Raw genomic sequence first — 21374 nt, 5'->3', positions numbered from 1 at the left:
CGGCAGCCATGAGCAACCACGGAGTTCCTGCGCAGGACCAGGCCATCGCCCTGGTCCAGGCCTATTACGCGGCGTTCAACCGCGGCGACTGGGACGGCATGCTGGGCATGCTCAGCGACGACGTCGCCCACGATCTCAACCAGGGCGCGCGCGAGACCGGCAAGGACGTCTTCGCCGCCTTCCTGCAGCGCATGAACGCCAGTTACCGCGAGCAGCTGCACGACATCGTAGTGCTCGCCGCGCAGGACGGCCGCCGCGCCGCCGCCGAATACGTGGTGCATGGCGAATACCACCACACCGACACCGGACTGCCGGAGGCGCGCGGCCAGCGCTACGTGCTGCCGGGCGGGGCGTTCTTCGACATCCGCGACGGCAAGATCGCCCGGGTCAGCAACTACTACAACCTGGAAGACTGGATCGCGCAGGTCTCCGCCTGAGCCGCGCGCCGGCCTGAAGCCGGCGCGTTCGCGCTGTCGCAAAACTGTCCGCCGGCCGTCATCTGCGGCCGCAGGCGCCGCGGCTATGGTCGCCGCGCCGACCGAGAGGACCGCCGATGCGCGCGCTGCTTCGTTCCCCGGCCGTCGCGGTGGCGCTGCTCGCCTGCACGCTCGCGCTGGCCCTGCTGGGCACGCGCGGGATCTGGGACGCCGACGAAGGCCGTTATTCCAATGTCGCGCTGAACATGCTGCACAGCGGCGACTGGCTCACGCCCCGGCGCAGCGAGGACGTGGCGCACTGGACCAAGCCGCCGCTGACCTACTGGGCGATCGCCGCCAGCGTCGCGGTCTTCGGGCCGTCGCCGTGGGCGGCGCGGCTGCCGTCGGCGCTGGCCTACCTGCTGAGCGTGCTGCTGGTCTGGCGCCTGGCCGCGCGGCTGTTTCCCGAACGGCCCGAACTGCCGGCGCAGGCCGCGCTGCTCTACGCGACCATGCTGGCGCCGTTCGGCGTGTCGCAATGGATTTCCACCGACTTCCCGCTCGCCGCCTGCGAGGCCCTGGCGGTGTGGGCCTTCGTCGAGGCGCGTGCGCATCCGCCCGGACAGGGCAAGCGCTGGATCGCGGCGATGTGGGCCGGCTTCGCCCTGGCGTTCATGACCAAGGGCCCGCCCGGCCTGCTGCCGTTGCCGGCGCTGCTGCTGTTCAACGCGGTGACGCCGGGACCGCCGCGGCGCGCGCTGCAACTCTCCGGCCTCGTCCTGTTCGTGGTGCTGGCGCTGCCCTGGTACCTGGCGGTGATCCACGGCCATCCGGGGTTGCTGCAGTACTTCGTCGGCGACGAGGTGGTCAAGCGCGTGGCCAGCGATGCGTTCGGGCGCAACGCGCAGTGGTACGGCTGGGCGGTGGCGTATGCGCCGATCCTGGTCCTGGGCACGCTGCCGTGGACGCCGGCGCTGGCGCGCTGGGCCTGGCAGTTGCCGCGGCAGCTGCGGCAATGGTGGCGCGATCCGGCGCAGCGCCTGTATCAGGCCGCGCCGCTGTTGCTGACGCTGTGGCTGCTGGTGCCGCTGCTGGTGCTGTGCCTGTCGCGCTCGCGGTTGCCGCTGTACGTGCTGCCGCTGTTCGTGCCGCTGGCGCTGCTGGCGGCGTGGCAGCGCGTGCAGGAGCGCCGTGCGCCGTGGCGCTGGCCGTGGTTGCTGGGCTGGTGCGCGCTGTTGCTGGCGCTCAAGCTGGCGCTGGCGCTGCTGCCCACGCACAAGGACGCCGACGCCTGGGCGCAGGCGATCGCCCAGCGTGCCGGCGCGCCGGTGCGCGAGGTGGTGTTCGTCGAGGACATGGCGCGCTACGGCCTGCGCCTGGAACTGGGCGCGCAGGTGCGCAAGATCCGCCTGGATCCCTTGCCCGACGCGCCGCGTTTCGGTCCCGAGTACGACGCCGACCTGGCGACGGTGCTGCGGCAACCGCGCGCCGGCCGCGTGTGGGTGTGCAAGGACGTGGCCTGGCCGCAGGTGGCCGCGCGCATCGCCGCGCAGGGCGCGCAGGGCGCGCAGGTGCAGGCGCTGGGGACGCCCTACCAGGGCCGGGTGCTGTTCCGGGTGCTGCCCGGCTCAGTCGCCGCGGCGGCGGATCGGGATCGCTGACAGCGGCACCGCGGCAATCTCGCCGCCGCCTTCGCGGATCGGCGCGCCCGGCGGCGGCGCCCAGGCATGCGCGTAGATCACTTCCCAGGTGCTGGGCAGGGTACCGTCGGCGCCGCGCAGCGGCTCGTAGGCGGCGTTGGCGGCGGCGAACCGGCCGCGGCCGGTGAGGGTGTGGCGGCGCGCCTGCAGCGCGTTGGTGGCGCCGATCGCGCGCAGTTCGCGCATCAGCGCGGCAAGGTCCGGGTAGGTCAGGTTGAACACGTCGCGGTCCAGTACCGGATCGCGGAAGCCCGAGAGCATCAGCGCATCGCCGAACTGCGCGATCGGCGCGAAGCGGCTCACATGCGGCGTGGTCCGGTCGGCCTGGGCGAACGCCTCGCGCAGCTCGATCAGGGTGTCCGGGCCGAAGCTGGAACACAGCAGTAGCCCACCGGGGCGCAGCACGCGGCGGAACCCGGCGAACACTGCCGGCAGGTCCTCGACCCACTGCAGGCACAGATTGCTGAAGATCACATCGACGCTGTGCTCGGCCAGCGGCAGCGCGCGCGCATCGGCGCAAACGCGGCCGAACGGCTTCCACCAGCCGGCCTGGCGCTTGGCCTGCTGCAGCATCGGCAGGGCCTGGTCGAGCGCGATCACCTGCGCGCGCGGCCAGCGCTTCTTCATCGCCGCGGCGGCGTGCGCCGGGCCGCTGCCGACGTCCAGCACCACCTGCGGCACGCGGTCGCCGAGGTAGTCCAGCGATTCCAGCAAGCGCCCCTGCACCTCGCGCTGCAGCGCCGCGGCGGCGTCGTAACTGGCGGCGGCACGCGCGAATGCGCGGCGGATGTGCTGGGAATCGAACGCGGAAGGATCCATCCGCGCATTATCGCCGGCCGCGCCGCGCTGCGGCCAGTTGTGGTGTCTGCATCACCGCGTTCTGCGCACGCGCCGCCAATCTCGGCTTACGAATCCCGATTCCCGACTCCCCAATCCCGGCTCTTCAGAACGTCCCCGGATAGCTGCCGCCATCCAGCAACAGGTTCTGTCCGCTCAGGTAACCGGCCTGCGCGCTGCACAGGAAGGCGCAGGCCGCGCCGAATTCCTCTGCGGTGCCGAAGCGTCCGGCCGGAATCTGCCGGCGCTTGCGTTCGGCCAGGTCGGCGGGATCGACGCCCTCGCGTTGCGCGGCGTGGGCGATGTTGCCGCGCAGCCGGTCGGTGTCGAACTGCCCGGGCAGCAGGTTGTTGATGGTGACGTTGTGCGCCACCGTGCGCCGCGCCAGCCCGGCGACGAAGCCGGTGAGGCCGGCGCGCGCGCCGTTGGACAGGCCCAGGCTGTCGATCGGCGCCTTCACCGCGGCCGAGGTGATGTTGACGATGCGACCGAAGCCGCGCGCCTGCATCGCATCGACGGTGGCGCGGATCAATGCGATCGGCGCCAGCATGTTGGCGTCGAGCGCGCGCAGCCAGTCCTCGCGTTCCCACTCGCGGAAATCGCCGGGCGGCGGACCGCCGGCGTTGTTGATCAGGATGTCGACCTGTGGGCAGGCGGCCAGTGCGGCGGCGCGTCCGGCTTCGGTGGCGATGTCCGCGGCCACCGCGACCACCTCGCCACCGCCGTCGAGCGCGCGCAACTGCGCCGCGGCCGCATCCAGCCCGGCCTGGCCGCGCGCCACGATCGTCACGTGGACGCCTTCGCGGGCCAGCGCCTGCGCGCAGCCCAGTCCCAGCCCCTTGCTCGCGGCGCAGACCAGCGCCCACTTGCCGGCGATTCCCAGGTCCATGCGTGCACTCCGTTTCGAAGAAGTCGCAATGATCGGACATCGGCGTTGCGGCGGCCAGCGTCGCAGCGCGACGGCAGGACGGTTGAGCGCGCAAGACCTGTGCCGTAGCGGCTTTCGCTGCGCTGCGCGCGGCTGTCATGCGTCGCGACTGAAGGGCACCTCTAAAAACCTCGACTTAAAGAATCGCGCGCCAGACGGATCAGTCGGTTGCGAAAGATGCAGATCGAGTTTTCGGGGTCGACGTGTCCTGAAGCCGCTCTCGCAGGGATGGGGTGGGCATCCTTGTGGGAGGCACTTCAGTCCCGACGACGGAGGGTGTCAGCGGGCTTTCGGCGTCGCTTGTCGCGGCTGCATGACAGTTGAGTTCCATGATGGAGCCGCTTGCGTCTTCTGACGTCGGTACGGGGTGCGTGATGCAGTGTGGGAGTCGACCGTCATGCGGTCGCGACGAACGGAGTGGGGAAGTCCACCGTCTTCGGACGCGATCGGGATGCCATGCGTCCGCGCGTTGCAGGACTGTCTGGGTGAGAGGAATGGAGGCCGCCAGGTCCAGTCGTCGGGACTGAAGTCCCTCCCACAGTGCAATCGCAATCGCCCCGCGGTCCCGGAAGAATTCCGATTTCGGCTTTTTATGGGATTGACTTCAGCCGCGACGCGATTGGCCGAACATGCGCCGCGACCGACGCCGCTCCCACGGCACGGCCGTGGATCGTCCACGCGGCGCGACGCCGCTAGTCCAGCGCCGCCAGAAAGTCGCGCAGCGCTTCGGCGACGGCGTCGGCATGGCCGAGGAACGGGGCGTGGCCGCCGCCGGCGACGATCAGTGCGCGCGCGTTCGGCGCTAGCGCCGCGGCAGCCTCCATGCCCGCGGGCGGGACCAGGCGGTCGCGTTGGCCGCCGATCCACAGGCTGGGTACGCGCAGGCCGGGGAGGGCGCGGCGCAGGTCGGTGCGTTCCAGCAGGGTCAGCCCGTCCTGCAGCACGTGCGGGTCGGGGGCGCCGCGGGCGTCGAGCGCTTCGCGCAGGGTGCGCAGTTCGGCGCGGGCGTGCGCCGAGCCGAGCGTGTCCAGTGCCAGGAAGCGCTCGAGGGTGCCGCGGTAGTCCTCGGCCAGATCGCGGCCGAACTGTTCGAACACCTGCGGCTCCACCGCGTGCGGCCAGTCGCTGCCGCGCACGAAGCGTGGCGTCGCCGCGAGCATCGCCAGCCCGCGCACCTGCGGTTGCGTGGCGGCGGCATGCAGCGCGAACAGTCCGCCCAGCGACCAGCCCAGCCACACCGCCGGCGGCGTGGCCGCGGCGATCGCGCTGACCACATGCGGCAGCGCCAGCGGCGTGTCGTCGCCGCGGCTGTGGCCGTGCCCGGGCAGGTCCACCAGATGCAGGCGGTACTGCGCCGACAGGCGCTCCACCAATGGCGCGAAGATGCCGCCGTTCAACGCCCAGCCGTGCAGCAGGACCAGATCGGGGCCCTGCCCCAGGGTGTCGATATGCATCGTCGTCGGTCGTCGCGAAGAAACAGGAAGGCGTGTCGGCTGCCGCGTCAGTGCGCCGCGCGCTGGGCCAGCACCTGCGGCAGCAGCAGGTGCCACTGCCGGCGCGGATAGTCGCGGGTGCGCCAGGCCGACCAGCGGTGCACGCCGCCGCGGCATTGGATCGCCGCGCTCAGCCAGTCACCGTCGATGCCCTGCCAGGCGCCGGCCGGCGTCAGCAGGTTGGGCGCCAGCCGCGGATGCACGTCGTCGCGCAGCATCTGCCAGAGCGCGTCGGTGGCGAACGGCGAGGCGGCGAGCACGGCGGCGATGTGCGCATGGCGGACGTCGACCGCATCGTCCAGATACAGCTCCGACAGCGCCTCCCAGACCTTGCGTTGTGCGGTGTCCTCGCTCACGCCGGCAGGCCGGGCGGATGCGCGGCCACGCGATCGCGCGCCAGCGCCAGTGCATCCAGCAGTGCCTGCACCTGCGCCGGCGTGTGCAGCGCCGACAGGGTCACGCGCAGCCGCGACTTGCCTTCCGGCACGGTCGGCGGACGGATCGCCGAGACCAGGTAGCCGGCCTGTTCCAGCGCCGCCGACCACGCCAGCGCGGTGCGCTCCTCGCCGCACAGCAGCGGCTGGATCGGCGTGTCCGAGGCCATCAGTTCCAGGCCATGGCGGCGTGCGCCGCCGCGGAACAGGGCGATCAGTTCGACCAGCCGCTCGCGCCGCCATTGGTCGCGGCGCGCCAGCTTGACCGCCGCCAACGAGGCCGCGGCCTGCGCCGGCGGCAGCGCGGTGGTGTACAGATACGGCCGCGCGGTTTCGGCCAGATGCCGGATCAGCGCCGCATCGCCGACCACCGCGGCGCCGTAGCCACCCAGCGCCTTGCCCAGGGTCACCAGCTGCAGCGGAACGTCGTCGACGCTCAGCCCGGCCTCGGCGACGCTGCCGCGCCCATGCGGGCCGACCACGCCGACGCCGTGCGCGTCGTCCACGTACAGCAGCGCCTGTTGCGTGCGCGCCACCAGCGCCAGCGAGCGCAGCGGCGCGACGTCGCCATCCATGCTGAACACGCCATCGGTGGCCAGCATCGCCGCGCCGTCGGCGGCGTGCTTGAGCTGGCGCATCGCGCCTTCGGCATCCAGGTGCGGATAGCGGCGCAGGCGGCAGCCGGCCAGGCGGCTGGCGTCGAGCAGGCTGGCGTGGTTGAGCCGGTCCTGCACGCACACGTCCTCTTCCTCGCTCAGCAGCGCCTGCTGCACCGCCAGGTTGGCGATGAAGCCGCTGCCGAACAGCAGCGCCTGCGGATAGCCGAGCCAGTCGGCGATCTCGCGTTCCAGCGCCTCGTGCAGCGCGTGGTGGCCGCACACCAGGTGCGAGGCGGTGGCGCCGGCGCCCTCGCGCGAGGCCGCGTCCTGCAGCGCCGCGACCACTTCGAACTGCTGGGCCAGGCCCAGGTAGTCGTTGCTGCAGAAGCCGGTCAGCCAGCGGCCGTCTAGCTCAAGGCGCACGCCGTCGCGGCGGCCGACGCTGCGGCGCACGCGCAGGCGCCCCTGCGCTTCGCGCAAGGCGCGTGCGGACTGGATGCGGTCGTGCAGGTCGGGACGGGCCATGGGCGCGGGACGGGCAACGGGCCGGTTAGCGTAGCGCGTCCCCGGCCGGGCCGGGCGCCGCCGGCGATGGACGGCCGGATCGGCGGACGGACGCGCGCCCTGGGCTCAGACCAGGGCGGCGGCGATCGCCGGCGTGGGCTGGGCGGTGATGTCCGCGTGCACGGTGCCGGGGTGGTCGTGCGCGTCGGCGTCCACCGTCACCTGCATCGGCCGCAGCCCCAGCCGCGCGAACAGCGCCTGGTCGCGCTCGGTGTCCGGGTTGCCGGTGGTCAGCAGCTTCTCGCCGTAGAAGATCGAGTTGGCGCCGGCGCAGAAGCACAGCGCCTGCAACTCGTCGCTCATGCTCTCGCGCCCGGCCGACAGCCGCACCATCGCCCGCGGCATCGCGATGCGGGCAACCGCGATCGTGCGCACGAACTCGAACGGGTCGAGCTCGACCGTGCCGTGCAGCGGGGTGCCGGCGACCTGCACCAGGCGGTTGATCGGCACCGAGTCCGGATGCACCGGCAGGTTGGCCAGCGCTTGCAGCAGGCCGGCGCGCTGGTCGCGCGACTCGCCCATGCCGACGATGCCGCCGCAGCAGGTCTTCAGGCCGGCGTCACGGACGTGGGTCAGCGTGTCCAGGCGGTCCTGGTACTGGCGGGTGTGGATGATCGAGTCGTAGAAATCCGGCGCGGTGTCCAGATTGTGGTTGTAGTAGTCCAGCCCGGCCGCCTTCAGCGCCTGCGCCTGGGTGCCGTCGAGCATGCCCAGGGTGGCGCAGGTCTCCAGGCCCAGCGCCTTCACCTCGCGGATCATCTCCGCCACCTTCGGGATGTCACGGTCCTTGGGCGAGCGCCAGGCCGCGCCCATGCAGAACCGCGAGGCGCCGGCGGCCTTGGCCTGGCGCGCCTTGTCCAGCACCGCCTCGGTGCTCATCAGCTTCTGCGCTTCCACGCCGGTGGCGTAGCGCTGCGCCTGCGGGCAGTACGCGCAGTCTTCCGGGCAGCCGCCGGTCTTCACCGACAGCAGGGTGGACACCTGCACCTGTGCTGGATCGAAGTGTTCGCGGTGCACGGCGGCGGCGCGGTGCAGCAGTTCCGGGAACGGCAGATCGAACAGGGCAAGCAATTCCTGGCGTTGCCAGTCGTGTCGGACGACAGCGGACATGGGGGTTTCCTGACGGTCAGCGGCTGGGAAAGCGGGCAGTCTGGTGAGCATGCAAAGTCCTGTCAACTTCACGATGCTTGGTTTGGTTGACGGTGGCTGGCGGTGGCTGCAGCGCCGCCTGCTGCCGGAACGCTGCCTGGTCTGCGGGGAGCCTGGCGTGCCGGGCCTGGACCTGTGTGCGGCCTGTCGCGAAGGCGTGCCCTGGAATGCGGCGGCCTGCTGCCGCTGTGCGCTGCCGTTGCCGGCGCTGGATGCCGAGCAGGTCTGCGGCGTGTGCCAACGCCGGCCGCCGCCGCTGGAGCGGGTCGCCAGCGCCTGCGTGTACGCCGCGCCGGTCGATGGCCTATTGCGTCGCTTCAAGTTCCACCAGGACCTGGCGGCCGGGCGGTTGCTCGCCGCGCTGCTGCAGGCACGCTGCGCGGCGCTGCCGCGGCCGCAGGCGCTGCTGCCGGTGCCGCTGCATCCGGCGCGGCTGCGCCAGCGTGGCTACGACCAGGCGCTGGAACTGGCGCGGCCATTGGCGCGCGCGTTGGCGCTGCCGCTGTGCCTGGAGCTGCAGCGAGTGCGCGCGACCGCTGCACAATCCGAACTGGATGCCCGCGCGCGCCGGCGCAATCTGCGCGGTGCGTTCGCGGTGCCGGCGTCGGCGTCAGCGGTGCTGCCGGCGCATGTGGCGCTGGTCGACGACGTGATGACCACCGGCGCGACCCTGCACGCCGCGGCACAGGCACTGCGGCGTGCCGGCGTCGCCCGGGTCGATGCCTGGGTGGTGGCGCGGGTGCCGTGAGCGTGGCGCCTCTGTCGCGCGTGGTGCAGCGGCTGGGCTCAGCTGGAAGGCGCCCGGGGCGGGACGCTTTGCGTGCCGTGCAAGACAACCGGTACGCGCCGCGTTGCGCGCGTATCGGCCGACGCGCTGCAGCGGCGGTCTCCGCCAGGCGCTTGCGCCTGTGCGTATGAACGGTCGGCAGACGCACGCGGCTTTATGATCGTGACGACCTCAACGAAAGGAGCTTGCGATGCGCTGGATGGCTTTGGGTCTGTCGATGGCGCTGTGTGTCTTCGGTGCCACCGGGTGTGGAGACGGCAAGGCACCGGACGCCGCCGATGCCAGCCCGGTCAAGGCGAAGATGGAATGGCGCCTGGTCAGCCACACACCCGCGCCCGACTATGCTCAGGCCGACTACCACGGGCAGCCGGTGTACCTGGCGCCGCAGCCGCTGCTGGTCGTCGAGAATGCGGCGACCGTGGCGCCCGCCGACAACGGCGATGGGCAGCCGGCGCTGGATCTGCGCTTTCCTGGACACGGCCAACGTCTGACCCAGGCCACCGAGCAAAATGTCGGCAAGCCGATCGCGCTGTTGGCCGACGGCCGGGTGCTGACCGTGGCCACGATCATGGCGCCGTTGCCGGGCGACAGCCTGCGGATCAGCGGGCTGCAGGACGTGCAGGAACAGCAGCGGGCGTTCGCGCTGTTGACCCGCGCGCCGGCCGCGGATGCGCCAGCGCAGGACGGCAAGCGCTAGAACGTGCCGGTGCGATGAGGCGCGGCCGGATGCCGCGTCGTTCTCCGGTCCTGCGTGGGGCGAACCGCTGGCGTGGCTGGAGATGGGCGCTGCCTGGGCGTCACGATGTCGGCATTGCGCGTCGGGGCGAGCCAGCGTTTTGCGAGGCCGCGGCCGGCACGGCGCATCGCCGCTGACTCGCGACGGCCTGGCGCGAGAGTCGCCCGCGCAGGGTCGAGTTTCAGAGCGCGCTGCGCGTGGGCGACGACAGGCCCTAGGCCGCGCGCAACGCCAGCGCCGCGGCGATGCCGGCGAAGATCGCCAGGCCGACCCAGTTGTTGTGCAGGAAGGCGCGGAAGCACGCCGCGCGTTCGCGGTGCCGGGCCATGCGGAACTCGGCGGCCACCAGCAGTGCCGCCACGCCCAGGCCGGCCCAGTACCACACGCCCATGGTGGCGCGGTGGCCGACGAAGGCGAGCGCGACGAACATCAGCGCGTACAGCACGCCCTGGATGACCAGGTCCAGTTCGCCGAACAGGATGGCGGTGGACTTGGAGCCGGCGCGCAGGTCGTCCTCGCGATCGACCATCGCATACCAGGTGTCGTACGCGGTGGCCCACAGGATATTGACCGCGTACAGCAGCCAGCCCAGCGCCGGCACTTCGCCGCGGATCGCCGCGAACGCCATCGGGATGCCCCAGCCGAAGGCCATGCCCAGGTAGACCTGCGGCAGGTAGGTGTAGCGCTTCAGGTAGGGATAGCTGGCGGCCAGGAACAGCCCGACCACGCTCAGGCCGATGGTCAGCGCGTTCATCGTCAGCACCAGCGCGAACGCCACCAGCATCAGCACCGCGAACACCGCCAGCGCCTCGCGGCCGCTGACCGCGCCGGTGGCCAGCGGCCGGCTGCGGGTGCGCTCGACCTGCGGGTCCAGCCAGCGGTCGGCGTAGTCGTTGATCACGCAGCCGGCCGAGCGGGTCAGCCACACCCCGGCGGTGAACACGCACAGGGTCCACAGCGGCGGCACCCCATCGGCGGCCAGCCACAGCGCCCACCAGGTCGGCCACAGCAGCAGCAGCACGCCGATCGGCCGGTCGCCGCGCAGCAGCTTCCAGTACTGGCCCAGGCGCGCGCGCGGCGGCAGCGCGGCAGGCGTTTCGTAGCGTTCGTAACCCATCGCGCAAGGGTAGCAGCCGTGCCGTGTGGGCGGCAGCACGCGATGCTGCTGCGGTGGCGTGCGCTGCCGCGCCTGGGGCTGGCGATGGTGGGGCCGAGTGGGCGCCGGGCTGGCGTCCGCCGTTGCGCCGATCATGCAGGCAGACGGCGCTGCGATCAGTTTCAGCGCCGAGGGCCTGGTCGCCAGGCTGGGCGCGATGCCAGGCGGAGCGGGGTGCGGCAAGCTCAGCGGCCGGTCCGGGAAGCGTATCGCTGGCCAGGGCGCGTGGGGGAGACGCGGCCCGCGAATGTCGTTAGAATGCGCGTCCGTTGCGCCCGTAGCTCAGCCGGATAGAGTAGTGGCTTCCGAAGCCATTGGTCGGGGGTTCGAATCCCTCCGGGCGCGCCAACTCAGTACCGCACTGCATGCCCTGCTCGCATGGCGGTTTCCGGCGACCGATCGCCGATGCCGCGTGTCTTCCCCGCTGGCCGCGATGACTGCCTCGACCCAGAAGCGCCGGAACTGGCATTGCCCGGCTGGCAGGTCGCGAGCGGAGGGCGCCGCACCGGGTTCCACCGAGCATCGGCCTGACGATCCGGTTGCTGGGCCGACAGGCGGGCCAGCGTCGCCACGCCTGCGTCTGCAACACCGCTATCGTATGCGCATGCCTGCACCCATCTTGTTGCTTCCCGTGTCCGCGCGTGTTGCCCGATATCGCAGCACGGACGCCGACACTGACGGCTTTCGCCCGCGCGCCAGGTCTGTTCCGTCGAGAAGCGCAGGGGCATGACCAGTCCGCGGACGCCCTTGCCCAAGCCTGAGGTGCGCCGGCTCGGCGCGGATGATGCGCTGGCCTATCTGCGGGTGGGCGAGGGCGCGCCGGTATTGCTGGTGCACGGGGCGCTGTGCGACTACCGCTACTGGTCGCCGCAACTGCGCGGCCTGGCCGATCGCTTCCAGCTCAGCGCACTGAGCCTGGGCCAGTACTACCCGCGGCTGCCCTCGGCATCGCGACATGCGTTCGGCTGGCGCTGGCATGCGCAGCAGCTCGCCGCCTTCATCGCCGAGGAAGCGCGACCGGTGCATCTGGTCGGCCATTCTCGCGGCGCCGCCGTGGCCTGGCAGGCGGCGCTGCTGCGGCCGGATGCCATCGCGAGCCTGACCCTGTTCGATCCCGGCGGCCCGCAGCCGCAGGGCCTGCCAGCCGAGGTGCAGGCGGTCCGCGCGAAGGCGATCGCGCTGCTGCAGAGCGGCCAGGTCGAGGCGGGCCTGGAATGCTTCGTCGATTCGGTCAGCCAGCCCGGCGCCTGGGCGCGCAGCAGCGCGAGTTTCCGACAGATGGTGCGCGACAACGCGCAGACCCTGGTGCCGCAGATCGGCGATGCGCTGCCGGCGTACCGGCCCGAGCAGGCCGCCACCCTGGCGATGCCGGTGTTGCTGGTCGTCGGCGAACGCAGCCCGGCCCAGTACCGCGACAACGCCGCCGCGCTGGCGGACTGGCTGCAGCAGGCGCGCCATGAGGTGCTGGCCGGGGCGTCGCACGGCATGACCTTCACCCATGCGCGCCGTTGCAACGCGTTGATCGCCGATGCGGTGGCCGCGGCCGATCGGATGCTTTGAGCCTCTGCTCACGAATACCGCGGCGTGGAACAACTTGCGCTGGACGATTATTTAGACAGGAAGCGTGACCGGCGGATTTTTATGCGCGGCAGGTCCGTTCTTATTGCGAGCGAAGAGTATGGGCAATCTTTTTGCGAGTTGCGCATTGCCTCGGTGCGCCTGTCAGAAACTGGTTATAAATCGGACGATCGCGAGCATCGATTGAAGCGTCGCGCACTGTCACGATGAGACGTCCGTTACAGGATCGAAGTATTTAAAGATGAAGCATTGACAGCCGAAAAGGCGGGAATAGATGTTCGTCGAACACGATATCGCTGCACTGCACAAGGCGACGTCGTGTTCCACGCATTTCATCAGCTGTAGTTGCTACTTACTCAATACCAGTCAGGGGATTCCGTCATGAAAATGATTCGGATGCACGGGCTCGTGCATGCTTTCGCGATCGCCGCTCTCGCGTTTTCTGCGACAGTGCTTGCGCCGGTGGCGGCAGCGCAGGCGATCGGGACATTTCCACCCATCGAAACAAGTATCTCGCTCCCGCACGACGAAGCTTCCCATCGCCAGCCCGCCGAATGGTGGTATATGACCGGTTTCCTGGACGGGACCGATCCTTCTGGGGGAAAACACTCATACGCGTACGAATTGGTGGTATTCCAGATTGTCGGCGTCGCCAATACCCCGCCGATCTACGATGCGCATTTCGCGATCTCGGATCTGGATCGCGGCGACTTTCGCTTCAAGAAGCAGGTAGTGACCGGGCCATTCACCACCTCGACCGATCGTTTCGATCTGGATGTGGCCGGCTTCCAGATGGGCGGTTCGATGGGGAGTTACTATGCCAAGGCCGCGCCTGTGGACATGGATTACGCCATCGATCTCGGCACGCAGGCGCTGCAGAAACCCACGTTGAACGGCACCAATGGCGTGGAAACCTACGGTGAATTCATCTCGCCGTATTACTCCTTCAACGTTAATGCAACCAGCGGCACGGTGTGGGATCACGGCGTGCCGATCAAGGTCACCGGAACCTCCTGGTACGACCACGAGTGGGCCAACGGTATTCCCGGCGATGCCAAAAGCGGATGGACCTGGTTCGGCGTGTCGCTGGACGACAACAGCCAATACAACATCAGTTTCTTCATCAAGGGCGACGGCACGGTCGATCAGGCGCTCGCCGTCAAGACCGCCGACGGGCACTACACGCCGCTCGATCCCAGTGCGCTCAAGCTCCAACGGATCGGCAGCTGGACGAGTCCCAATACCGGCTACACCTATCCGGCGCAATGGAAGGTCACCTTGCCGGACGGCGCCATCACCATCACGCCGATGCTGCAGGACGCCGAGCTGTATGCGCCGGCCACGCAGAAGTTCTATTTCGAGGGTCCGGCCAAGGTGGTCGGCACCGTGGCGGGGAAATCGATCACCGGCAAGGCGTTCGCCGAAATGAATCCGTGGGGCGTGGAATGGGGTGCGCGCGTCCTGCCTTGAAGTCGTCCAATCGCATCCAGCCAGCATGACATCCGTCATCACTTTTCAGGGGATCACAATGCGTCTATCCACCAGAACGTTCAGCCGCTTCCGCGGCTGGCTCGCCGCTGCCATGGTCATCGCGTGCGGCTTCTCGTCCGCACCCGCGGCCGCGCAGGTGTTCGAAGAGCCTGCACCGATACAATTGCCGCGCGACGAAGGTCCGCACCACAGCCAGTTGGAATGGTGGTATTTCGTCGGCCACCTGTATGGCGTGGACCCGAGCGGTGCCAAGCGCGAGTTCGGTTACGAAGTCACCGTGTTCCAGTTGTGGCCGATCGGCTCCGGACCTGCCACCTACTCCTGGCACTTCGCGGTGACCGACGTCAACAACAAGCTGCACAAGGTGGAAGAGCGCGTCGTCACCGAGCAGATTCCCGATCGGAAGGGATCGTTCGATTTCACCAACAAGGACTGGTCGATCAGCGGTTCGCAGCAGAATTACACGATCAAGGGCGCCCTCGGCGATGGACGCTTCGCCATCGACCTCAAGACCAGCAGCGACTTGCCGTTCGTGCTGCATAACGGCAATGGCGTGGTGGACTACCGGCCCATCGCCAAGACCTCCGCCTACTACTCGTCCACGGCGCTGGATACCGAAGGCACGGTCTACGACAACGGCGTGCCGATCAAGATCATCGGCACGTCGTGGCAGGATCGCCAGTGGTTCGTGAAGGGCATGGCGTCGGACGAAAACGGCTCGTTCTTCGGCGGCGGCTGGAACTGGTTCGCCATCCAGATGGATAACGACACCCAGTACATGCTGTATTACCTGCAGGATCCCAACACCGGCGCCATCACCAACAAGTTCGGCACGCGCGTGTCCAAGGGCGTGGCGACCCCGGTGTCCGGCGACCAGATGGACCTGCAGCGGCTGGCGACCTGGACGAGTCCGAACTCCGGCTACACCTACGAGTCGAAGTGGAACGTGATCCTGCCGGAAGGCAACCTGCTCATCACGCCGCTGGTCGACGACCAGGAGATGCTCTGGACCGGGCACCGCACGTATTGGGAAGGCGCGTCGCAAGTGGTCGGCACCCTCAACGGCGCCGCCGTGACCGGCCGCAGCTACGTCGAAGTCAATCCGTGGCGGCAGCCCTACACCTCGCTGCCCTGATCGACCCGACGCATTGCCGTGGTTGTGTTCCAGGCGGAGAAATCCGCCTGGAACATCTGTATCTGAGGGGGCTGTGGCCCTCAGTAGCCGTGGCATCGTGCCGAGCGGCGATGGCCGGCGCTCAGTGGACCGATTGCGCGACCGCCAGTCCTGAACGATGCGGCGGAAGCAAGTGTAAAAAAGCGTCCCAGGCGATCGACATCTGGGCGCATGCGCGATGCCGCCGATCACTTGTCCGCAAGGCGTGCCCACGCCAGGTCGTGCGGTGAATGGGGCAGATATCCGCCGTACCCAGCCGGCAGCGACGCAACCGTGTAGAGGATGCCTTACGCGCTGCGCGCCATGGGCGCCGGTGCGGGCTCGCCCCGGTCCAACTGCCGGTAAGCGATGGCCTCGGTCAGGTGCGCGGTGGCGATGCGCTCGCTTGCGTCCAGGTCGGCGATGGTGCGGGCTACGCGCAGGATCCGATGCAACGAACGCGCCGACAGCCGCAGACGTTCGATGGCCTGTTCCAGCAGCGCCTCGTCGCGTGGCTGCAGGCGGCAGTCGCGCAGGGTTTCGCTGTGGCCGAGCTGGCCGTTGGGCCGGCCGGCACGCGCCTGCTGGCGTTGCCGGGCCAGCTCCACGCGCTCGCGCACGACGGCGCTGGCTTCGCCGGGCGTCGCATCGGCGCGCAGCGCCTGTGGCGGGAGTCGTGGCACTTCCACGTGCAGGTCGATGCGGTCCAGCAGCGGGCCGGAGATGCGCGCGCGGTAGCGCCGCACCGCGTCCTCGCTGCAGCGGCAGCGGCCGCTGGGGTCGCCGGCCCAGCCGCAGGGGCAGGGATTCATCGCCGCCACCAACTGGAAGCGCGCGGGAAACTCGGCGGTGCGCGCCGCGCGCGACACGGTCACCTGGCCCGACTCCAGCGGCTCGCGCAGCACTTCCAGCGCATGCCGGTTCCACTCCGGCAGTTCGTCCAGGAACAACACGCCGTGGTGCGCCAGCGAGATCTCGCCCGGACGCGGATGGGTGCCGCCGCCGACCAGCGACACCGCACTGGCGGTGTGGTGCGGTGCGCGGTACGGGCGTTGCCGCCAGCGCGACGGATCCACGCCGCGGCCGCTGACCGAGGCGATGGCCGCGCTCTCCAGCGCCTCGGCCTCGCTGGCCTCGGGCAGGATCCCGGGCAGGCGCGAGGCCAGCAGGGTCTTGCCGCAGCCCGGGCTGCCGATCAGCAGCAGGTGGTGATGCCCGGCCGCGGCGATCTCCAGGGCGCGCCGCGCCTGCGCCTGGCCGCGCACGTCGCTCAGGTCGGGAAAGGGTGCGGCGACCGCGGGCGGCGCCGTTGCGGCGGGCAGGGTCTTGCTGCCGTTGAGCAGCGCGCAGACCTCCAGCAGAGTGCGCGCGGTGAAGGCCTGCACATGTTGCGCCAGTGCGGCCTCGGCGCCGTTGTCGGCCGGGACGATGAGGGTGCGGCCGGCCTGGGCGGCGGCCAGCGCGGCCGGCAGGACGCCGTCGACCGGGCGCAGTTCGCCGGTCAAGGCCAGTTCGCCGAGGAATTCGTACTGGCCGAGCACCTGCGGGTCGAGCTGGCCCGCGGCGGCGAGGATGCCCAGCGCGATCGGCAGGTCGAAGCGGCCGCCCTCCTTGGGCAGGTCGGCCGGGGCCAGGTTGACGGTGATCCGCCGTGCGGGGAATTCGTACTGCGCGCAGAGCAGGGCGGCGCGCACGCGATCGCGCGACTCGCGCACCGCCGCCTCGGGCAGGCCGACGATCTGCGTGGTCGGCAGGCCGCCGGACAAATGGACTTCGACCCGAACCGGAGGCGCAAGCACCCCCGCGCGGGCACGGCTGTGCACCAGCGCCAGGCTCATGGTGGCGGGTGGATCAGGTGTTGGCGCTGGGCGTCTGGCCGCTGCGCGCCGCTTCCAGCGCGGCGACGCTGCGCTCCAGCGCTTCGAGCTTCTCGCGCGTGCGCAGCAGCACTGCGCGCTGCACTTCGAACTCCTCGCGGGTGACCAGGTCGAGCTTGCCCAGCCCGGCCTGCAGCGCGCTCTTGAAGGTGCTCTGCAGTTCGTCGCGGGATTGGCGCAGGCCCGGCGGCACCAGGTCGCTGAGGCGGCGGGCGAGGTCGTCGAGATGGTTGAGGTCGATCATGGCTGTGCTCCGGCAGGTGGCGTCAGAGTGCGGCACCCGGAAGGTCGGGACCATCGGGATCGGACGCGGCGCGCTGTCGGAAAATTCCGGCGTTGGGGGCGCGCGATCATTGAACCCGACGGCCGCCGATCGCGCAACCGCGCTATCCTGAGGCCATTGTGATTGGAGAACGCCGCATGAAGATGATCATGGCCGTGATCAAGCCGTTCAAGCTCGACGACGTGCGCGAAGCGCTCGCCGCGCAGGGCGTGGCCGGCATCACTGTCACCGAGGTCAAGGGCTTCGGCCGGCAGAAGGGCCACACCGAGCTGTACCGCGGCGCCGAGTACGTGGTCGATTTCCTGCCGAAGGTGAAGCTGGAAGTGGCGGTCAGCGAGGACCAGGTCGAGCGCGTGGTCGAGGCCATCGTCAAGGCCGCCGCCACCGGCAAGATCGGCGACGGCAAGGTGTTCGTCTACGACCTGGGTACCGTGGTGCGGATCCGCACCGGCGAACTGGATGCCGACGCGCTGTAGTGCGCTATGCGGTTCTTCGATCCGGCGCCCCCGCGCGTCGGCGCTGACATGTTCGTGTTCCGTCCGTGTGGCAATCAACTGTCATGCCGCCGCGACACGCGAGGTGGCGTGCTTTCCGATGGCGTAATGCGTCGGGACTGAAGTCCCTCCCACAGCGCAGTCCTCCGACAAGGCGAGTGCCGCACCTGTGGGAGTCAATTGTCATACCGCGGCGATGACCGGGGAGCGTATGGGGCGTGATCGCGTGCGATGGCATTGAGCCAGCGCAGGAACGTGTGCATGCAGGCGACGATGGCGACCTTGGCTGGTTTGCCGGCCGCGCGGCGGGTCGGCAGCGGTATCGGCGCACGCCCGAATGCGCGCGCCGATGCCGACGGCGGCGATCAGCCGCCCAGCGCCTCGGCCACGAACGGCGGCAGCACCTGGGTGCCGGTGTGCAGGTGCGCGCTGTAGTAGCGGGTGGCGAACGGCTTGGCCGCGGCGTCGTCCTGGCGGAAGTCGAAACCGCCCTGCTTGCGCGCCATGGTCACGCTCCACCAGCCGGTCGGGTAGCACGGCTGCGGGAACGGCACGGTGTGGAAGCTGGCGAAGCCGGCCTTGCCCATCTCCGCGCGCATTTCCTTGATCAGGTCCAGCAGCGCCAGCGGCGATTCGGACTGCTGCACCAGGATGCCGTCGTCCTTCAGGGCCTTGAAGCAGCTCTCGTAGAAGGCCTTGTTGAACAGGCCTTCGGCCGGGCCGACCGGGTCGGTGGAGTCGACGATGACGATGTCCACACTGCCGGCCGGGCAGTTGGCCATGTAGGCCACGCCGTCGTCGAACAGCAGCTCGGCGCGCGGGTCGCCGTTGGACTCGCACAGTTCCGGGAAGTACTTCTCGGCCATGCGCGTGACCTGCTCGTCGATGTCGCACTGGGTGGCGCTTTCCACGCCCGGGTGCTTGAGCACTTCGCGCAGGGTGCCGCAGTCGCCGCCGCCGATGATCACCACGCGCTTGGGCGCGGCGTGGGTGAACAGCGCCGGGTGGCTGATCATCTCGTGGTAGAAGAAGTTGTCGCGGGTGGTCAGCATCACCGCGCCGTCGATCACCATCAACTTGCCCCAGTCGGTGGTGTCGTAGATCTCGATCTTCTGGAACGGCGACTGCACCTCGTCCAGCTTGCCGGTGATGCGGTAGCCGATGGCCGAGCCGGTGGGCTGGAAGTGTTCGATGTACCAGTTGTCGTTGGCGCTCATGGAATGTCCTAGGAAAGCAAAAAGAATGCAGCATTTCCTTCTCCCCCCGGGAGAAGGTGGCGCGAAGCGCCGGATGAGGGTCGGGCGCAGCCTCGTGCAGCCAGGCCACGCGACGCTGTTACCACACTCTCGCCGGATGAGGGTCGGGCGCAGCCTCGTGCAGCCAAGCCACGCGACGCTGTTACCACGCTCTCGCCGGATGAGGCTCGTGCGCAGCCTCGCGTAGCCAGGCCACGCGAGACTGTGACCGCGCCCTCTCCGGATGAGGGCGAGGCGCAGGCCACGCCAGGCGCCCGCGAACCCGGCCCGGCTCCACCAGGAGCCGAGGGCGTCGGAACGGCGCGGATTGTAACGGACCCCACGCGTAGCAGGGGTTACAATCCACGCCCTTTTTCCGTCAGCCGAGCCGCCACGATGAGCGATTGGTCCCTCGACCAAGCCCGCAAGACCTACTCGATCCCGCACTGGGCCGACGGGTACTTCGACGTTGACGCGGCCGGCCGGGTGGTGGTGCGGCCGCAGGGCGCCGACGGCGTGGCGATCGCGCTGCCGGAGGTGGTGGACGCCGCGCGCGCGGCCGGAGCCAAGCTGCCGATGCTGGTGCGCTTCCCGGACATCCTCGGCGAGCGCCTGGGCAAGCTGCAGAGCGCCTTCGCCCAGGCCCAGGCGGACTGGGACTACACCGGCGGCTACACCGCGGTGTACCCGATCAAGGTCAACCAGCATCGCGGCGTGGCCGGCACCCTGGCCAGCCACCAGGGCGAGGGCTTCGGCCTGGAGGCGGGCAGCAAGCCGGAACTGATGGCGGTGCTGGCGCTGTCGCGGCCGGGCGGGCTGATCGTCTGCAACGGCTACAAGGACCGCGAATACATCCGCCTGGCGCTGATCGGGCGCAAGCTCGGCCTGCAGACCTTCATCGTCATCGAGAAGCCGTCGGAGCTGAAGCTGGTGCTGGAGGAAGCGCGCGCGCTGGACGTGAAGCCAGGCCTGGGCGTGCGCATGCGCCTGGCCTCGCTGGGTGCGGGCAAGTGGCAGAACAGCGGTGGCGACAAGGCCAAGTTCGGGCTGTCGCCGCGGCAGGTGCTGGACCTGTGGAAGACCCTGCGCGACACCGAGTACGCCGACGCGCTGAACCTGCTGCACTTCCACATGGGCTCGCAGATCTCCAACGTGCGCGACATCGCCAACGGCATGCGCGAGGCCACCCGCTATTTCGTCGAGCTGTCCAAGCTGGGCGCCAAGATCAGCCACGTCGACGTCGGCGGCGGCCTGGGCATCGACTACGAAGGCACCCGCTCGCGCAGCTACTGCTCGATCAACTACGGCCTGCACTCCTACGCCAGCAACATCGTGCAGCCGCTGGCCAGCGCCTGCGAGGAGCACGGCCTGGCGCCGCCGCGCATCGTCACCGAGTGCGGGCGCGCGATGACCGCGCACCATGCGGTGCTGATCGCCAACGTGTCGGAGGTGGAGCAGGCGCCGGAAGGCCGCGTGCCGGACGCGCACGACGACGAGCCGGCGGCGATCCGTCACCTGCGCGAGATCCATGCCGAGTTGGACCAGCGCCCGGCGGTGGAACTGTTCCAGGAAGCGCAGCACTTCCACGCCGAAGGCCTCAGCGGTTACGCCCTGGGCCAGATCGACCTGACCCATCGCGCGCGCATCGACGACCTGTTCTATGCCATCGCCCACGGCGTGCGCGCGCGGCTGAGCCACGAGGAAAAGAGCCACCGCCCGGTGCTGGACGAACTCAACGAGCGCCTGGTCGACAAGTACTTCGTCAACTTCAGCGTGTTCGAATCGATTCCCGACGTATGGGCGATCGACCAGGTGTTCCCGATCGTGCCGATCGAGCGCCTGAACGAGGCACCGGCGCGGCGCGGCGTGGTCTGCGACATGACCTGCGATTCCGACGGCATGGTCAAGACCTACGTCGAGAACGAAAGCCTGGACAGCTCGCTGCCGCTGCACGCGCTGCGCCCGGGCGAGAGCTACCGCATCGGCTTCTTCCTGGTCGGCGCGTATCAGGAGATCCTCGGCGACATCCACAACCTGTTCGGCGACACCGATGCGGTGGAAGTGGCGGTGGAGGGCGACGGCTACCGCATCGCCCAGCAGCGTCGCGGCGACACCACCGACGTGATGCTGGACTATGTCGGCTACCGCCTGGACGACCTGCGCGCCGCCTACGCCGAACGCGTGGCCGCCGCGCAGCTGCCGGCCGCGCAGGCGACGGAACTGGCCGACGCGCTCGAAGCCGGCCTGACCGGCTACACCTACCTGTCGGACGAACCGCTGGGCTGAGCGCGCGATCCGCTCAAGCCCCTCTCCCCCCGGGAGAGGGGTTGGGGTGAGGGTACGTCCGCGCACGCGAGCATGGGGTTGGTCGCATAGCGCAGCGGCTGCGTTTCTAGGCGCGATGCGATCGTGCGGACGCCCGTGGACGGCCGCCGCCGCAAACGCCAACGCAGCCAGTAAGCTG

The 21374-nt window shown here is 69.7% G+C and carries 20 protein-coding genes and 1 tRNA gene; 11 read left to right on the top strand and 10 right to left on the bottom strand.

Annotated features, from left to right (window positions below):
* The first annotated feature begins 8 nt into the window (after nt 1-8).
* Both GGR64_RS17100 and GGR64_RS17095 read left to right on the top strand, forming a co-directional pair.
* A complete protein-coding gene (locus GGR64_RS17100) occupies nt 9-437 on the top strand; it encodes a ketosteroid isomerase-related protein (protein ID WP_184647318.1) in 429 nt (142 codons plus the stop codon).
* 116 nt (nt 438-553) lie between these two features.
* A complete protein-coding gene (locus GGR64_RS17095) occupies nt 554-2077 on the top strand; it encodes a glycosyltransferase family 39 protein (RefSeq protein WP_184647316.1) in 1524 nt (507 codons plus the stop codon).
* On the opposite strand, the gene bioC is transcribed toward GGR64_RS17095, so the two are convergent.
* The 6 genes from bioC to bioB form a co-directional block, all read right to left on the bottom strand.
* Nucleotides 2045-2935: a malonyl-ACP O-methyltransferase BioC gene (gene bioC / locus GGR64_RS17090; protein ID WP_184647314.1), complete on the bottom strand. Its 891-nt coding sequence runs from the start codon at nt 2933-2935 to the stop codon at nt 2045-2047. The genes GGR64_RS17095 and bioC overlap by 33 nt on opposite strands.
* 124 nt (nt 2936-3059) lie before the next feature.
* A complete protein-coding gene (locus tag GGR64_RS17085) occupies nt 3060-3842 on the bottom strand; it encodes an SDR family oxidoreductase (protein WP_184647312.1) in 783 nt (260 codons plus the stop codon).
* Between the two features lie 731 nt (nt 3843-4573).
* Nucleotides 4574-5335: a pimeloyl-ACP methyl ester esterase BioH gene (bioH, locus tag GGR64_RS17080; protein ID WP_184647310.1), complete on the bottom strand. Its 762-nt coding sequence runs from the start codon at nt 5333-5335 to the stop codon at nt 4574-4576.
* 47 nt (nt 5336-5382) lie between these two features.
* A complete protein-coding gene (locus tag GGR64_RS17075; RefSeq protein ID WP_184647308.1) occupies nt 5383-5730 on the bottom strand; it encodes a hypothetical protein in 348 nt (115 codons plus the stop codon).
* Complete coding sequence (bioF, locus tag GGR64_RS17070; RefSeq protein WP_184647306.1) at nt 5727-6932, bottom strand: 8-amino-7-oxononanoate synthase; 1206 nt, start codon at nt 6930-6932, stop codon at nt 5727-5729. Before bioF ends, GGR64_RS17075 begins: the two co-directional genes overlap by 4 nt.
* Nucleotides 6933-7037: 105 nt before the next feature.
* A complete protein-coding gene (gene bioB / locus GGR64_RS17065) occupies nt 7038-8081 on the bottom strand; it encodes a biotin synthase BioB (protein ID WP_160968680.1) in 1044 nt (347 codons plus the stop codon).
* Nucleotides 8082-8130: 49 nt separating this feature from the next.
* Between bioB and GGR64_RS17060 the strand changes: the two genes are divergently transcribed.
* Nucleotides 8131-8868: a ComF family protein gene (locus GGR64_RS17060; RefSeq protein ID WP_184647304.1), complete on the top strand. Its 738-nt coding sequence runs from the start codon at nt 8131-8133 to the stop codon at nt 8866-8868.
* A gap of 229 nt (nt 8869-9097) precedes the next feature.
* Nucleotides 9098-9604 (top strand): preprotein translocase subunit SecD, encoded by a 507-nt coding sequence (locus GGR64_RS17055; protein ID WP_160968676.1) that lies wholly within the window; start codon nt 9098-9100, stop codon nt 9602-9604.
* Between the two features lie 253 nt (nt 9605-9857).
* On the opposite strand, the gene ubiA is transcribed toward GGR64_RS17055, so the two are convergent.
* Nucleotides 9858-10760: a 4-hydroxybenzoate octaprenyltransferase gene (ubiA, locus tag GGR64_RS17050; protein ID WP_184647302.1), complete on the bottom strand. Its 903-nt coding sequence runs from the start codon at nt 10758-10760 to the stop codon at nt 9858-9860.
* Between the two features lie 310 nt (nt 10761-11070).
* Between ubiA and GGR64_RS17045 the strand changes: the two genes are divergently transcribed.
* The 5 genes from GGR64_RS17045 (at nt 11071) to GGR64_RS17025 (ending at nt 15003) form a co-directional block, all read left to right on the top strand.
* Nucleotides 11071-11147: transfer RNA gene (locus tag GGR64_RS17045), tRNA-Arg, on the top strand.
* Nucleotides 11148-11525: 378 nt separating this feature from the next.
* Nucleotides 11526-12359, top strand: coding sequence for an alpha/beta fold hydrolase (locus GGR64_RS17040; protein WP_184647300.1), 834 nt, complete (start codon nt 11526-11528; stop codon nt 12357-12359).
* 24 nt (nt 12360-12383) lie between these two features.
* Nucleotides 12384-12587 carry a hypothetical protein gene (locus GGR64_RS17035; protein ID WP_160968670.1) on the top strand — a complete coding sequence of 68 codons (204 nt, stop codon included), beginning with the start codon at nt 12384-12386 and terminating at the stop codon, nt 12585-12587.
* Nucleotides 12588-12758: 171 nt separating this feature from the next.
* Complete coding sequence (locus GGR64_RS17030; RefSeq protein WP_260303093.1) at nt 12759-13847, top strand: carotenoid 1,2-hydratase; 1089 nt, start codon at nt 12759-12761, stop codon at nt 13845-13847.
* Between the two features lie 58 nt (nt 13848-13905).
* On the top strand, nt 13906-15003 hold the full coding sequence (locus GGR64_RS17025) for a lipocalin-like domain-containing protein (RefSeq protein ID WP_255421805.1): 1098 nt from the start codon (nt 13906-13908) through the stop codon (nt 15001-15003).
* A 326-nt stretch (nt 15004-15329) separates the two neighbouring features.
* Here GGR64_RS17025 and GGR64_RS17020 read toward each other — a convergent pair whose 3' ends face one another.
* Both GGR64_RS17020 and GGR64_RS17015 read right to left on the bottom strand, forming a co-directional pair.
* The gene (locus tag GGR64_RS17020; protein WP_184647298.1) at nt 15330-16859 is read right to left on the bottom strand and encodes a YifB family Mg chelatase-like AAA ATPase; all 1530 of its coding nucleotides are present in this window, start codon (nt 16857-16859) and stop codon (nt 15330-15332) included.
* Between the two features lie 13 nt (nt 16860-16872).
* Complete coding sequence (locus GGR64_RS17015) at nt 16873-17142, bottom strand: accessory factor UbiK family protein (RefSeq protein WP_160968666.1); 270 nt, start codon at nt 17140-17142, stop codon at nt 16873-16875.
* Between the two features lie 176 nt (nt 17143-17318).
* On the opposite strand from GGR64_RS17015, the gene GGR64_RS17010 reads away from it, so the two are divergent.
* Nucleotides 17319-17657 carry a P-II family nitrogen regulator gene (locus tag GGR64_RS17010; RefSeq protein ID WP_010341856.1) on the top strand — a complete coding sequence of 113 codons (339 nt, stop codon included), beginning with the start codon at nt 17319-17321 and terminating at the stop codon, nt 17655-17657.
* A gap of 383 nt (nt 17658-18040) precedes the next feature.
* On the opposite strand, the gene speE is transcribed toward GGR64_RS17010, so the two are convergent.
* Nucleotides 18041-18892, bottom strand: a complete 852-nt coding sequence (gene speE, locus GGR64_RS17005) for a polyamine aminopropyltransferase (protein WP_160968664.1) — start codon at nt 18890-18892, stop codon at nt 18041-18043.
* A 414-nt stretch (nt 18893-19306) separates the two neighbouring features.
* Here speE and speA point away from each other — a divergent pair, with 414 nt between their 5' ends.
* Nucleotides 19307-21196 (top strand): arginine decarboxylase, encoded by a 1890-nt coding sequence (gene speA, locus GGR64_RS17000; RefSeq protein WP_160968662.1) that lies wholly within the window; start codon nt 19307-19309, stop codon nt 21194-21196.
* Nucleotides 21197-21374: the final 178 nt, after the last annotated feature.

Origin of the sequence: Xanthomonas sp. 3307, from assembly GCF_014199735.1 — a bacterium.
GTDB classification, from domain to species: domain Bacteria; phylum Pseudomonadota; class Gammaproteobacteria; order Xanthomonadales; family Xanthomonadaceae; genus Xanthomonas_A; species Xanthomonas_A rydalmerensis.
The sequence above is the reverse complement of the archived record's forward strand: the minus strand, read 5'-3'. Positions and strand labels throughout refer to the sequence as shown.

Bases quoted from the DNA above. Each gene is read 5' to 3' on its own strand.
- bioB (WP_160968680.1), bottom strand. From the start codon at position 8,081: ATGTCCGCTGTCGTCCGACACGACTGGCAACGCCAGGAATTGCTTGCC.
- bioC (WP_184647314.1), bottom strand. From the start codon at position 2,935: ATGGATCCTTCCGCGTTCGATTCCCAGCACATCCGCCGCGCATTCGCG.
- GGR64_RS17095 (WP_184647316.1), top strand. From the start codon at position 554: ATGCGCGCGCTGCTTCGTTCCCCGGCCGTCGCGGTGGCGCTGCTCGCC.
- speA (WP_160968662.1), top strand. From the start codon at position 19,307: ATGAGCGATTGGTCCCTCGACCAAGCCCGCAAGACCTACTCGATCCCG.
- GGR64_RS17055 (WP_160968676.1), top strand. From the start codon at position 9,098: ATGCGCTGGATGGCTTTGGGTCTGTCGATGGCGCTGTGTGTCTTCGGT.
- bioF (WP_184647306.1), bottom strand. From the start codon at position 6,932: ATGGCCCGTCCCGACCTGCACGACCGCATCCAGTCCGCACGCGCCTTG.
- GGR64_RS17020 (WP_184647298.1), bottom strand. From the start codon at position 16,859: ATGAGCCTGGCGCTGGTGCACAGCCGTGCCCGCGCGGGGGTGCTTGCG.
- GGR64_RS17100 (WP_184647318.1), top strand. From the start codon at position 9: ATGAGCAACCACGGAGTTCCTGCGCAGGACCAGGCCATCGCCCTGGTC.
- GGR64_RS17060 (WP_184647304.1), top strand. From the start codon at position 8,131: ATGCAAAGTCCTGTCAACTTCACGATGCTTGGTTTGGTTGACGGTGGC.
- GGR64_RS17085 (WP_184647312.1), bottom strand. From the start codon at position 3,842: ATGGACCTGGGAATCGCCGGCAAGTGGGCGCTGGTCTGCGCCGCGAGC.
- GGR64_RS17030 (WP_260303093.1), top strand. From the start codon at position 12,759: ATGAAAATGATTCGGATGCACGGGCTCGTGCATGCTTTCGCGATCGCC.
- speE (WP_160968664.1), bottom strand. From the start codon at position 18,892: ATGAGCGCCAACGACAACTGGTACATCGAACACTTCCAGCCCACCGGC.
- GGR64_RS17040 (WP_184647300.1), top strand. From the start codon at position 11,526: ATGACCAGTCCGCGGACGCCCTTGCCCAAGCCTGAGGTGCGCCGGCTC.
- bioH (WP_184647310.1), bottom strand. From the start codon at position 5,335: ATGCATATCGACACCCTGGGGCAGGGCCCCGATCTGGTCCTGCTGCAC.
- GGR64_RS17015 (WP_160968666.1), bottom strand. From the start codon at position 17,142: ATGATCGACCTCAACCATCTCGACGACCTCGCCCGCCGCCTCAGCGAC.
- GGR64_RS17025 (WP_255421805.1), top strand. From the start codon at position 13,906: ATGCGTCTATCCACCAGAACGTTCAGCCGCTTCCGCGGCTGGCTCGCC.
- ubiA (WP_184647302.1), bottom strand. From the start codon at position 10,760: ATGGGTTACGAACGCTACGAAACGCCTGCCGCGCTGCCGCCGCGCGCG.
- GGR64_RS17010 (WP_010341856.1), top strand. From the start codon at position 17,319: ATGAAGATGATCATGGCCGTGATCAAGCCGTTCAAGCTCGACGACGTG.